The sequence below is a fragment of the Alteromonas naphthalenivorans genome (genome assembly GCF_000213655.1).
Taxonomy (GTDB): Bacteria; Pseudomonadota; Gammaproteobacteria; order Enterobacterales; family Alteromonadaceae; genus Alteromonas; species Alteromonas naphthalenivorans.
Genome location: NC_015554.1, coordinates 3,512,495 through 3,525,018, shown reverse-complemented (window position 1 = coordinate 3,525,018; position 12,524 = coordinate 3,512,495). Strand labels below are relative to the sequence as shown.

Genomic DNA, 12,524 nt, shown 5'->3' with positions numbered 1-12,524 from the left:
TTTATGGTTATTAAGCACTTTACCAATAGTGTTAGGCTAAGTAATGGAACGACTCAAGGCATAGGGAGCAAACATGCAGCAACCCGATATTCTAAATCTCATTATAGTGGCAACCTTAGCTGGCCTCGCTATGCCTGCTGGTGCGCTCTTATCTAAGGTAAAAGGCTTCCGTCCTAAGTGGTTAGAACAAGAATTGCGTCACGGTATTTTAGCCTTGGGGGCGGGTGCGTTAATTTCAGCGGTAGCATTAGTGTTGGTGCCTGAAGGTATCAAAGACGTATCGGTTTTAATGGCGTGTAGGTGTTTTGTCGGCGGGGCACTTGCCTTTATGGCGTTGGATATTTATCTGGCAAAAAAGAAAACCGCAGGAAGCCAACTTGCCGCCATGTTAAGTGATTTTGTGCCAGAATCCGTAGCGCTAGGCACCACTGCCGCATTAGGTGGAGGTACTATGTTGTTAGGCGTGTTAATAGCAGTACAAAATCTACCAGAAGGGTTTAATGCTTATCGTGAAATGACCCCAGCAAACAAAAACCGTAGTACTAAGCTTATTTGGATTTTTGTATTGATGAGCTTACTTGGCCCAATAATGAGCGCAGTAGGGTTTTATTATTTGGCAGATTTCCCCGTCATCATGAGTGGCATTATGCTATTTGCAGCAGGGGGAATTTTGTATTCAGTATTTCAAGACATAGCCCCTGGTATTCGCATGGAAAACCATTGGTTACCCCCCTTAGGCGCAATACTTGGCTTTTTAGTGGGGCTGGTGGGCGCTATGCTTGAAGCGGGTTAACGCACTAACTAGTGCGTTCTACCGAGATATGAGCAAGAGCAATCAATGCCTCTTTGTAAGGTGAATCTGGAATAATAGATAAACTATCAATAGCCATTTTTACTTCGTTGTTGGCGCACGTGCGGGTGTAATCGAGTGCCCCAGTGCTTTCCATGATTTGTTGAATGCGGGTAAGGTGAGGTAAACCGTTGCTTTGCTCTATGGCATCGCGAATAAGGGCTTTATCTTCTTCACTGTCGGTATTCCACATTGCATATAGCAAAGGTAGCGTAGGCTTTCCTTCCGCTAGATCATCACCTGCGTTTTTGCCCATTTCATCACTGTCGGCCATGTAATCTAGAATATCGTCGGCTAACTGAAAGGCGGTGCCTAAGTGCTTGCCGTATTCTTGCATGGCATGCTCTACGTTTTCTGGTTGGTCGGTTAATACCGCTGCCAGTTGCGTAGCCGCTTCAAACAAGCGGGCGGTTTTACCGTAAATTACGTCGAAATACCGTGCTTCTGTGGTAGAGGCATCGTTGCAGTTCATTAACTGCAATACTTCACCCTCGGCAATTTGATTGGTTGCTTCAGATAAAATGTCCATAACACGCATGCGTTTTAAACTTACCATCATCTGAAATGAGCGGGTATATAGAAAGTCACCTACTAACACTGATGCTTGGTTACCAAATACGGCGTTAGCGGTTTCACGTCCGCGTCGCATGGTCGATTCATCTACCACATCGTCGTGCAACAAGGTGGCGGTATGTATAAATTCAACAATAGCGGCGAGGGTATGGTGGTCAGCATTTTCAATGCCCATTGCACGTGCACTTAACACGGTAAGTAATGGGCGAAGGCGCTTACCGCCACTATTAACAATGTAGAATCCCAATTGATTAATAAGTGCAACGTCAGAGTCGACTTGCTGTTGAATCAAGTGGTTAACCGCTTGCATATCATCGTTTGATAGCGCGCGTATTTGATTTATATCCATTGGCATGGGCGTAAAAACTTATTCATTTCTTAGGCAATTATAGGGGCTGATTGTACCTGAATGCGCTGTACTATCCACCCAATTAAACACATTAGCCACCCAATTAAACACATTGGCCACCGAATTAAACGCATTGGCCACCGAATTAAACGTGTTACCCAGCCAATTCAACCGAATCGCAGTCGAAATGTCTTGAAAAGGTCACGGTGAACATATCTTCGGGAATTGCACAGCCAATTATCAATCAGTCGTTAATATATACTTACGTTAAGTCTTATTATAGGTGCTATCACTCAATTTTGATGTGAAATGTGTATTTTCAGAAATATTCTTTTTGCTAGCTGCGAAGTTCAGATCAAAATGCTACAATCTCGGATCTGTTATTCGATCGTTTTGATCACGGTGATTTAAAGGCGCGGTTTATGCGCGTTTTTATGATCAGATTGGCGCGGTTGGATCGTATTCGATTTTCCATCTACAGATAACGCATTCCATGCTTTTATTAGTTATAAATGCTTATCGAATTTGGCGGTTATCATCTCGAATTTTACCGTTTGTCCATTTACTTAGCGCTGTTTTCTAAGTGTGACAACGTGCATTTTTGGGTGAATTCACGCAAAAATTCACCCATGTTGGAAAAATAATCTACTTTTATCAGAATCGGGGTTGTGATTTGCGGATGTTTCACGTACAATTCGCGCCCTGTTTTTTGAATTGATTGCGTCAGTGACGCAGAGCGGAGTTAACTATGTACGCGGTTTTCCAAAGTGGCGGTAAACAACACCGTGTGGCCGAAGGCCAAACCGTTCGTCTAGAAAAAATCGAAGTTGCCCCAGGTGACACGATTGAATTCGACAAAGTTTTAATGGTAAGCAACGGTGACGACGTAAAAATCGGCACACCAAACGTTGCTGGTGGTAAGGTGACTGCTGAGGTGGTTACACACGGTCGTGGCGATAAAATTAAAATCGTTAAGTTCCGTCGTCGTAAGCATTCACGTAAGCAGATGGGTCACCGTCAGTGGTTCACGGAAGTGAAAATTACTGGCATTAACGCTTAATAGGAGCACGAACACATGGCACATAAAAAAGCTGGTGGTAGTACCAAAAACGGTCGTGATTCAGAGAGTAAACGCCTAGGTGTTAAACGCTTTGGTGGAGAATCTGTTCTTGCTGGTAACATCATTGTTCGTCAACGTGGTACTCGTTTCCACGCTGGTGACAACATGGGTATCGGTAAAGACCACACGTTGTTTGCATTAAAAAGCGGTAAAGTTCAGTTTGATGTTAAAGGACCGAACAACCGTAAATTTGTAAGCATCGTAGCAGAGTAAGCGCCTTAGCTACTCGCCGAACAGGCTTAGAAAAACCCCGCGCTTGCGGGGTTTTTTGTTTTATGGAAACCCGAGCTTTAGTATCTGGGCAGTACATAACAATTTGGTGTAAACTTAGTAGTTAAATACTGAGTATAAATAACCCCTACGGCAACAATGCCCGGAGTGATAAATGAAATTTGTAGATGAAGCTGAAATTCGTGTTGAAGCCGGTGACGGCGGCAACGGCGTAATTGGCTTTAGAAGGGAAAAATATGTTCCCAAAGGTGGCCCTGATGGTGGCGACGGGGGCGACGGCGGTAGTGTTTTTCTTCTTGCCGATGAAAACCTGAATACATTGATCGACTATCGTTTCGAGCGTTTCCACCGTGCAGAGCGTGGCCAAAATGGTCAAGGCGCTAACTGTATTGGCCGTGGCGGTAAAGATTTAACCGTAAGTGTTCCAGTAGGAACCCGAGCTACCGACAGCGATACCGGTGAAGTACTTGGCGACCTTACTCGTCATGGGCAACAGCTCAAAGTAGCACAAGGTGGGTTTCACGGTTTAGGTAATGCGCGTTTTAAGAGCAGTACTAACCGTGCACCACGTCATAAAACCAATGGTACGCCAGGCGAAATTCGTAATTTAAAACTCGAATTAATGCTATTGGCCGATGTGGGTTTACTAGGTATGCCGAATGCAGGTAAATCTACGTTTATCCGCTCTGTATCTGCAGCTAAGCCTAAAGTGGCCGATTACCCGTTTACTACGCTAGTGCCAAACCTAGGTGTAGTTCGTCAAGACGCACAGCGCAGCTTCGTAGTAGCCGACATTCCTGGGCTTATTGAAGGTGCAGCTGACGGCGCAGGTTTAGGTATTCGTTTCCTTAAGCATTTAGAACGCTGCCGTATACTGCTTCATGTTGTAGACATTATGCCTGTGGATGAAAGCGATCCAGCTGAAAATGCCAAGGCTATTGTTGAAGAACTCGAAAAGTACAACCCTAAATTAGCAAGTAAACCTCGCTGGTTAGTGTTTAACAAAGTCGATTTGATGCTTGAAGAAGAAGCCAATGAGCGCTGCAAAGAAATTGCCGCACAAATTGGTTGGGAAGGCCCGATATACCAAATATCTGCTTTCCAGAAAATTGGCTTAGAGCCGCTTTGCCGAGAAATCATGGACTTCATCGATACGCTTCCAACCGAAGTTATTGCAGAAGAAGAAACGAAAGATGTTGAGTTCAAGTGGGATACTTACCATCGTAATACGTTAGAAGCACAAGACGCTGACTTAGGCGACGACTTCGAAGACGATTTAAGTGATGACTTAGACGATGATGAAGATTGGGACGAAGATGACTACGATGTAGAAGTTGAGTACCGTCGTTAACTAAAAAAGCATTCACGCTTATTTCAGTGCTAAACGAACAACATTAAAACCGCTAGTTTGCGAAAACTAGCGGTTTTTTTATTAATAGCATTTGATTTCTTTTTAAAACACACAGTTTACATGCTAAGCCGGTAAGCATTTTTATCAGCTTACTGATGCACAGATTTAAGCAAAAAAGCTGACAACATTGCTGATTCTGTGGCTTGTAATACAGAATTAGCTCTATCTAAAATGGCGTTTCGGTACTCGGGAAGTTTGAGGTTGTAATAGGTTTCTTCAAGTAGCCCAGCTAGGCTCGTCACTTTGCTTTTCATCGCTTCATTTTCGCCGCCATCTACTTCTAAGAGAATAACCGCAATATCAAAAGCGCAACCTAAGTAAGGAATAGCTTCGGTGTATTGTCCGCAGTGCAGTAAAAGTGTGCCTTGCATCTCGTCTCTGGCCATAAAGTGAAGCGCTTGCTTCGGGTTGCTGTAAATCCAATCTTCGTGTTTTGCACACAAGTAAGTTATTTGCATTTGCTTGCCCTCCTAATTACACCCTAGACGATATAAAAGATTATCGCAAATGATAATTGTTTTTATTTGCATGTGGTTCGTAATTAAGATTGACTCGTCTCGCTTTTTTCACCCTAGCAACGCGCAGTAGACAATAAGGCCCAGCAGACCATATGGGGAGAAAGGAGAAAGGAGAAAGGAGAAAGGAGAAAGGAGAAAGAGGAAGACTATTTGATCTGTATCTAAGTAAGTCAAAAATGAGAAAATAAACAGGACAGAAAAGTGGCTAGGTTTGTTTAAATTCATAGTAACTGGGGCAGGTAAGTCGAAGGGTGTTATCGCCTCGGTTTTAATCAGTTATCATAGGTGCAATTGAAACACTTTTGGTCAGTATTACTATGAAAATTGCGATGATTGCCGCGATGGCTAATAACCGTGTTATCGGAGCTGATAACGACATGCCTTGGCATTTGCCAGCAGATTTGAAACATTTCAAACAAGTAACCATGGGTAAGCCTGTCATTATGGGGCGTAAAACCTATGAGTCTATCGGACGCGCTTTGCCGGGAAGACCGAATATTGTTATCACTACAAACAGCGCTTACAGTTTGCCAGACGCGTCGGTTGTATCATCACCTGAAGCGGCTATCGAATATGCTTCAGCATTAGAGAGTCACCCAGATGAGGTTATGATTATTGGTGGTGGCACCATTTATCAGGCGTTTTTAGATAAGGCTGATACTTTGCACCTAACATTTATTAATTTGGCAGTAGAAGGCGATACACAGTTTCCTGATTATGATGCCCATGGCCATTGGAAAGAGAAAAGCCGTGAGGAGCACACCGCTGATGAGAAGAACCCACATAACTACACTTTTGTGAGTTTAACCAGGGTTTAAGACTACAAACAAAAATGCCGAGGGCAAAATGCGCCTCGGCATGGTGTTAGTACAATGTGCTATTAATTCATTTGGTTAAATAAATTTTCTAGCGATAGGCCTTGGTGGCCTAGAATGTCTCGCAATCGACGTAATGCCTCTACTTGAATTTGACGAACTCGTTCACGAGTAAGACCAATTTCAGCACCCACATCTTCAAGCGTTGAGGGCTCATAACCCATTAATCCAAAGCGTCTTGCCAACACTTCACGTTGCTTAGGGTTGAGTTCTTCCAGCCAGCCAACAATATTTGATTTGATGTCTGAGTCTTGTAAGTTCTCTTCTGGACCGAATTCTTTTTCATCGGCTAGAATATCTAACAACGCTTTATCGTTTTCGCCACCAATTGGGGTATCTACCGACGTAATACGTTCATTAAGTCGCAGCATCTTGGTAACGTCTTCGACAGGTTTGTCTAAGGCAAGTGCAATTTCTTCAGCAGTAGGTTCGTGATCGAGTTTCTGAGATAACTCACGAGCTGCACGTAAATATACATTAAGTTCTTTTACAACATGGATAGGTAACCGAATCGTGCGCGTTTGATTCATAATTGCGCGTTCAATGGTTTGTCTTATCCACCAGGTTGCGTACGTTGAAAAACGAAAACCACGTTCGGGATCGAACTTTTCAACAGCACGTATAAGTCCTAGATTCCCTTCTTCGATTAAATCTAACAGGGCAAGACCGCGGTTGTTGTATCGACGCGCTATTTTCACTACTAGGCGTAAATTGCTAACAATCATGCGCTTGCGTGAGGCTTCACATCCACGTAGAGCCTTTCTGGCGAAAAACACTTCTTCTTCTGCACTAAGCAGAGGCGAGAAGCCGATTTCACCTAGATATAACTGTGTGGCGTCTAGATTTTTTGGTTGGTCGTCTTGGCTTAACACTAATTCTTCTGAATTGGTGTCAGTGTCATCAGATATTATTTTATCTGTTTTCAGATCGGCTGGTATATCAATGACATTTAAGTCATCTTTCGTATTTGATTCTAGGCTTTGATTTATATGACCCACAATGAATCTCCTGCTTCAAGGTTTACCTTACGACGTTTCTCCTTAATTCGTTTCTTATTGTTATTTGTTATTATTATGGTCGTGTAGCTGGCAGATAACGCAGTGGGTCTAAAGACTTTCCACGATACCTAACTTCAAAATGAAGTTTTACCGAATTTGTTCCGCTGTCACCCATGGTGGCGATTTTTTGCCCCGCTGACACCCAGTCTCGTTCTTTAACGATAATGTTGTCGTTGTATGCGTAGGCACTTAAAAAGGTGTCGGTATGTTTGATAATAACCAAATTACCGTAGCCTCTTAAGGCGCTTCCTGAATAAACAACTTTTCCATCTGCTGCCGCGTGTATCGATGTACCTTTTGCCGCAGCGATATCAATTCCTTTGTTGCCCGACTCTGACTTACTGAACGTTTCAACAACCCTACCTTTGGTAGGCCAAACCCACTTCTTTACCTTGTTAGGAAAACTATTGGCTGCCGTTATTTTGACGCTTTCTGACGGCCTGTTGACGCTCGTAACGTTTTGTCGCTTAACAACTTTTTCACCTTCACCATACGCCCGTGGTTTGGGGGGGTCAATCAAACTTTTGTCTACTGTTGTCGTGGTCGGATCTGCTGACTGAGTGGTCTGCGGCTTGGATCTTGTCGAAATCTTTACAATTTTAGGGGGGGGAGTGATGCGTAATTCTTGACCAGGGAAAATACGATAAGGTTCTGATAAACTGTTAAATTTAGCGATATCTCGATAGTCATTTCCGGTATACCAAGCGATGCCAAAAAGGGTGTCTCCTGGCTGTACTTTATAGGTATCTGATGTGAATCCACCAGACTCTTGATCTGCTTGACTATTTAATAGAACAACGGGGGCAGGGCCGGTTCGGCTACTGCAACTTTGTAGTAGCAGTAGCACAGCACCAATCAGAACTAAGCGGTATGACATCGCTCTGCTATTATCGCAAGATAAGGTAAGCGGCAACAGCCAATAGCACCACTGCCCAGCCTAATACTTCCACATATTGGCGTAGCTTTGCTTCCATAGGGGCGCCGCCCCAGCGCATAAGTCCTGCGACCAAGAAAAATCTTGCGCCACGGCCTACCGCAGAGGCAATAAGAAACGGAAAGAACGCCATTTGTAGAAAGCCAGCACTGGTAGTGAAGACTTTATAGGGAATAGGGGAGAACCCCGCTACAAACACCACCCAAACGCCGTAATCGGCAAACCACTGCGTCGCAGTTTCTATTTTGTGGGTATAGCCCCAACTTTCAATGATAGGCGCTAACCATGCATCAAAGGCAAAATACCCCAGCCAATAACCCGCTATCCCCCCAAAAATAGACGCAAGCGTAGTAATAAGCGCGAAGCGCCACGCTTTGTCCGGTTGAGACAACGACATGGGCGCAAGCATGACATCAGGTGGAATTGGGAAAAATACTGACTCAGCAAAACTAAGCCCACCTAAATATTTAACCGCATGGCGGTGTCTAGCCCATCGAAGTGCCATGTCGTACATTGGCTCGAACAATTTCACAATAGCTCTCCTGCTACTAAGGGAACAAAACGCACCGCCTCTATTGTGGTGGTTTTTAGCTCGCCTTCTATCCTGTCGATACACAATAGAGACTGCTGTTCATTTCCTACGGGAATGATCAGGCGGCCTCCTTCTTTTAATTGATCGCATAAATCTTGCGGCAAACTACTGGCCGCAGCCGTCACAATAATGGCATCGTAAGGACCTTTAGATGTCCACCCTTTCCATCCATCACCATGCTTCATGGCAATATTATGTAAATCGAGTTGGTTCATCCGTCTTTTGGCATGAAATTGTAGCGATTTGATTCGTTCTACGCTGAATACCGCCGAAAAAAGCTGTGCAAGAATAGCGGTCTGATAACCAGAGCCGGTACCAATCTCTAACACTTTTTCTGGTTTATTCGGACTATCTAGCAGCAGTTCGGTCATTTTCGCAACAATATAGGGTTGCGAAATGGTCTGCCCCTGCCCAATAGGCAGCGCAGTATTCTGATAGGCTTTATGCTTAAGCGCATCAGGTAAGAATGTGTCCCGGGGTGTACCGGCAATGGCGTTAAGCACAGGCTGCGAACGGATCCCTTCGTCATAAAGCAGCTGTGCTAGCGCATCCCCTTTTCTGGAGGCTCTCATGGTGGTGCTTATTATCCTTATTATCGGCCGCGCATTATTTGGTTACTTGGCTAACCATTCTTTCATATTGTCTAAGCTTTGGTAGGCAGTCATATCAACACTGAGCGGCGTAACGGAGCAATATCCGTTTGCGACTGCGTGAAAGTCTGTACCTGGGCCTGCATCTTGTTCAGAACCTGCTGGGCCATACCAATAGATGGTTTGACCAAACGGGTCTTTGTCTTCAAACATCGGTTCAGCGCGATGTCGGCGACCTTGTCTGGTTACTTCAATACCTTTAAGCTCATCATAGGGTATATCAGGAACATTTACGTTCAAAATTTGATTTGCAGGTAAAGGGTGAGATTGAAGTTTACGGATAATATCTAGCACTACCCGCGCAGCCGTTTCAAAGTGCTCCCCTTTCTTGCTGGCTAGCGACACGGCAATGGCAGGCAAGCCCATATATCGCCCTTCCGTCGCCGCGGCTACCGTACCTGAATAAACTACATCATCGCCTAAGTTAGCACCATGATTAATGCCAGATACCACCAGTTCGGGGTCATCTTTTAATATTCGGCTGATACCTAAATGAACACAGTCTGATGGCGTGCCATTGACAGAATAAAAGCCACTGTCCATGCGTTGAATACGAAGGGGTTGATGTAACGAAAGGGCGTTACTTGCGCCGCTACAGTTACGATCGGGGGCGACAACAGTAATATCGTGCTCGCTGGCGATAGTTTCGTGCAAAATAGCTAAGCCTTTTGCAAACACACCATCATCGTTACTCATTAGGATTTTCATGCAATCTCAACTAAATACTGTGAATGGGAGAAACGGTTTCAACACATTCCCTAAGTACGGATGTGGCAAAACAACCGCTAGGTAATGAAAAAGATAGGGTTAATGTATCACCCTTACTTTGCCATTCAAGTTGCGATGGCCATATTTTTATTGCACGACGTTCTTGCTCGAAACCACATTGCCCTAGGAAGTCGATAACTTCAGGATGGCCTATCGCTACTTTCTCCTCCGTAGCGTTTGCTTCTGATGTGGTAACTAAGTCACCCTTACCCCAAAGCGGTGCCGAAGGACATACATCTTTGTCTTCATAACGTTGCTGACTGTCTTGCTGCTTGTCATCGTCAATAAAGAAACTGTTTGAGCCGGTTAATACCAATGCATCACCGGTAACTACTTTATCGAAGGTCTCGTTTTCTAAACGAGTAGAGATGACCTCATTGAATAGCCAGCTACGCAAGGCCGATAATGCCATAGAGCGCTTATTTCTATGACGAATGGTTTCACCGTTTATCATCCGCTCAGCCATGGCAAGGTTGCCACCGCGCTGCACTTCACCTTGCTCGTTCACACGCATGACCCCAAAGCGCTGTTCGCCATAATAATTAGGCACACCATGTTTGGCGATTTCCTGCAGGCGTTCTTCAATGGCTTCAGGGTGTACAACTTGGCGCAGCGTAATGGTGAAGGCATTACCTTTTAATTGACCGGTACGAAGTTTTCTATTGTGGCGAGTTTGCTTAATAACCCGCACACCTTCTAGCTCAAAATCGCTAAAATCGAAATCAGCTTGCCCTGGTGCATGCAAACCAAACCACTGACGGGTAAGAGCATACTTATCTTTGCGGCCAGCATAAGTTACTTGGCGAAGGGGCAATTTGGTATAGCGAGCCAGTTGTTCAGCCACAAAAGCAGTATTGGTATTAATTTTCTCTACAAATATGAATTGATGCTCGCCTTCACCGCAGGGTTCATAACCTAAGTCTTCCACAACCTGAAAGTCATCAGGTTGGAATTTAAATAAGCCAGTTGAAACGGGTTTATTAAAGTAGTAATTCCAGTGTTGAGTATGTAATGGTTTCATATCTTTTCTAGTAGCACTACCGCGTGTGCAGCAATGCCTTCCTTTCTGCCTGTATATCCGAGTTTTTCTGTCGTAGTCGCTTTTACATTGATTGCATCAAGCTCGCAATGACAGTCTTTGGCTATGATTTCTCGCATGGCCTGAATGTGTGGTGCCATTTTTGGGGCTTGCGCCACTATGGTCATATCGGCATTGCCTAAGGTATAGCCCTTTTCGTTTACTACGTGAACCACATGCCTGAGTAGTACACGACTATCTGCACCTGAATAGGCATCATCAGTATCGGGAAAATGTTTGCCAATATCACCTAGGGCTGCAGCGCCAAGTAAGGCGTCGCATAACGCATGTAGTAATACGTCGCCATCAGAATGGGCGACTAGGCCTTGTTCATAGTCAATGCTTACACCACCAATAACAATGGGGCCGTCGCCACCAAATTTATGAACGTCGAAACCGTGTCCTATTCGCATTCTGATTGTGCCTTCTGTCGTTGATGTAAGTAAAAATCTGCCAAGGGTAAATCCCCTGGGTGGGTAATTTTAATATTGGCTGGGTCGCTATCAATAAGTGCAACCTTATGCCCGCTGTATTCTATGGCTGATGCTTCATCGGTAATGGATGCGCCAGCGGCTAGGCCATCGTATAACGCGTTCTTAAGCAGCGTAGTGGGAAACAACTGCGGCGTAAGGGCATGCCATAAATTTTCTCTACTCTCAGTATGAAGAACGGTGGGGAAATTGGCATTAGCTGCCTGACTATCTGCCCCACGCTTCATGGTATCTCGTACCCGAGAGGCTAAAATACCGCCAGCTACCTGTTCATTATCCATCACCGTTAGCAATTGAGTAATGTCATGAGTACTTACGCAAGGACGCGCGGCATCGTGCACTAATGCCCACGTATTTTCTGGCAGGGTGTTTACGGCATTTAGCACAGAGTCAGCTCGCTCGTTGCCACCTTCTACGACTTTTACCTTCGGATTATTAGCAATGGCAAGAGAAGGGAAGTAAGTGTCGTGAGGGCTAATGGCAATAACAAGGTAATCGATGGCGTGATGGTTTAGCAGTATTTCAACGGTGTGTTCAAGAATCGTTTTCCCTTGAAGGGTTAAATACTGCTTGGGGCGATCGGCCTGCATTCGGCTGCCAATTCCAGCTGCGGGAATAACCGCAACCACAGAGGAGGATGTCATGTTACTCACTTAGTTTCTGGCGGTAAAATCCGGTAAAAAGTTTCCCCTTGCTTAATTAGGCCTAGTTCATTGCGAGCACGCTCTTCAATGGCTTCTAAGCCTACTTTAAGGTCGGTGATATCTGCGTTTAGTAGGGCATTTCGCTGTGCAAGGTTTGCGTTTTGCTGCGCTTGAGTTTTTACTTCCTGCTCTCGACTAAGGTAGTCAGGAATACTGTTTTTCCCAAACCACAGTCGATACTGCAACAACCCTAATAGGGTGATGAGTACAATAGGAAGCCATTTATCTTGCCACACAAAATCACCTGAAAACCGCTAAGCGGAGGAAAATTTAAAAAGGGCAGTAAACTGCCCTCTACGTTATTACCTATTATGCCGCGAAG

At 44.7% G+C, this 12,524-nt stretch carries 16 protein-coding genes; 5 read left to right on the top strand and 11 right to left on the bottom strand.

The features are described from left to right. Positions 1-73 precede the first annotated feature (73 nt). A complete protein-coding gene (locus AMBT_RS15320) occupies positions 74-793 on the top strand; it encodes a ZIP family metal transporter (protein WP_013785544.1) in 720 nt (239 codons plus the stop codon). 4 nt (positions 794-797) lie between these two features. On the opposite strand, the gene ispB is transcribed toward AMBT_RS15320, so the two are convergent. Beyond that, complete coding sequence (gene ispB, locus AMBT_RS15315) at positions 798-1,772, bottom strand: octaprenyl diphosphate synthase (RefSeq protein WP_013785543.1); 975 nt, start codon at positions 1,770-1,772, stop codon at positions 798-800. A gap of 748 nt (positions 1,773-2,520) precedes the next feature. On the opposite strand from ispB, the gene rplU reads away from it, so the two are divergent. From rplU to cgtA, 3 genes are all read left to right on the top strand, one after another. Next, positions 2,521-2,832 (top strand): 50S ribosomal protein L21, encoded by a 312-nt coding sequence (gene rplU / locus AMBT_RS15310; RefSeq protein ID WP_013785542.1) that lies wholly within the window; start codon positions 2,521-2,523, stop codon positions 2,830-2,832. Positions 2,833-2,847: 15 nt separating this feature from the next. Further along, complete coding sequence (rpmA, locus tag AMBT_RS15305; protein WP_013785541.1) at positions 2,848-3,105, top strand: 50S ribosomal protein L27; 258 nt, start codon at positions 2,848-2,850, stop codon at positions 3,103-3,105. Positions 3,106-3,277: 172 nt separating this feature from the next. Further along, positions 3,278-4,474, top strand: a complete 1,197-nt coding sequence (gene cgtA, locus AMBT_RS15300; RefSeq protein ID WP_013785540.1) for an Obg family GTPase CgtA — start codon at positions 3,278-3,280, stop codon at positions 4,472-4,474. Between the two features lie 149 nt (positions 4,475-4,623). Here the strand turns inward: cgtA and AMBT_RS15295 are convergent, their stop codons facing one another. Further along, positions 4,624-4,992 (bottom strand): hypothetical protein, encoded by a 369-nt coding sequence (locus AMBT_RS15295; RefSeq protein ID WP_013785539.1) that lies wholly within the window; start codon positions 4,990-4,992, stop codon positions 4,624-4,626. A 389-nt stretch (positions 4,993-5,381) separates the two neighbouring features. Here AMBT_RS15295 and folA point away from each other — a divergent pair, with 389 nt between their 5' ends. After that, positions 5,382-5,870, top strand: a complete 489-nt coding sequence (folA, locus tag AMBT_RS15290) for a type 3 dihydrofolate reductase (protein ID WP_013785538.1) — start codon at positions 5,382-5,384, stop codon at positions 5,868-5,870. A gap of 62 nt (positions 5,871-5,932) precedes the next feature. Here the strand turns inward: folA and rpoS are convergent, their stop codons facing one another. From rpoS to ftsB, 9 genes are all read right to left on the bottom strand, one after another. Continuing rightward, positions 5,933-6,838: an RNA polymerase sigma factor RpoS gene (gene rpoS / locus AMBT_RS15285; RefSeq protein ID WP_417874142.1), complete on the bottom strand. Its 906-nt coding sequence runs from the start codon at positions 6,836-6,838 to the stop codon at positions 5,933-5,935. 160 nt (positions 6,839-6,998) lie between these two features. Continuing rightward, positions 6,999-7,862 carry a peptidoglycan DD-metalloendopeptidase family protein gene (locus tag AMBT_RS15280; protein WP_013785536.1) on the bottom strand — a complete coding sequence of 288 codons (864 nt, stop codon included), beginning with the start codon at positions 7,860-7,862 and terminating at the stop codon, positions 6,999-7,001. Positions 7,863-7,872: 10 nt separating this feature from the next. Next, positions 7,873-8,451: a YqaA family protein gene (locus AMBT_RS15275; RefSeq protein ID WP_013785535.1), complete on the bottom strand. Its 579-nt coding sequence runs from the start codon at positions 8,449-8,451 to the stop codon at positions 7,873-7,875. After that, on the bottom strand, positions 8,448-9,083 hold the full coding sequence (locus tag AMBT_RS15270; protein ID WP_013785534.1) for a protein-L-isoaspartate(D-aspartate) O-methyltransferase: 636 nt from the start codon (positions 9,081-9,083) through the stop codon (positions 8,448-8,450). Before AMBT_RS15270 ends, AMBT_RS15275 begins: the two co-directional genes overlap by 4 nt. A gap of 42 nt (positions 9,084-9,125) precedes the next feature. Beyond that, positions 9,126-9,869, bottom strand: coding sequence for a 5'/3'-nucleotidase SurE (gene surE / locus AMBT_RS15265; RefSeq protein ID WP_013785533.1), 744 nt, complete (start codon positions 9,867-9,869; stop codon positions 9,126-9,128). A 10-nt stretch (positions 9,870-9,879) separates the two neighbouring features. Continuing rightward, positions 9,880-10,950: a tRNA pseudouridine(13) synthase TruD gene (gene truD, locus AMBT_RS15260; protein ID WP_013785532.1), complete on the bottom strand. Its 1,071-nt coding sequence runs from the start codon at positions 10,948-10,950 to the stop codon at positions 9,880-9,882. Continuing rightward, positions 10,947-11,420: a 2-C-methyl-D-erythritol 2,4-cyclodiphosphate synthase gene (gene ispF / locus AMBT_RS15255; protein WP_013785531.1), complete on the bottom strand. Its 474-nt coding sequence runs from the start codon at positions 11,418-11,420 to the stop codon at positions 10,947-10,949. The genes truD and ispF overlap by 4 nt, the downstream gene beginning before the upstream one ends. Then, on the bottom strand, positions 11,411-12,142 hold the full coding sequence (gene ispD, locus AMBT_RS15250; protein ID WP_013785530.1) for a 2-C-methyl-D-erythritol 4-phosphate cytidylyltransferase: 732 nt from the start codon (positions 12,140-12,142) through the stop codon (positions 11,411-11,413). Before ispD ends, ispF begins: the two co-directional genes overlap by 10 nt. A 5-nt stretch (positions 12,143-12,147) precedes the next feature. Further along, the gene (gene ftsB, locus AMBT_RS15245; protein ID WP_013785529.1) at positions 12,148-12,438 is read right to left on the bottom strand and encodes a cell division protein FtsB; all 291 of its coding nucleotides are present in this window, start codon (positions 12,436-12,438) and stop codon (positions 12,148-12,150) included. Between the last annotated feature and the right edge of the window lie 86 nt (positions 12,439-12,524).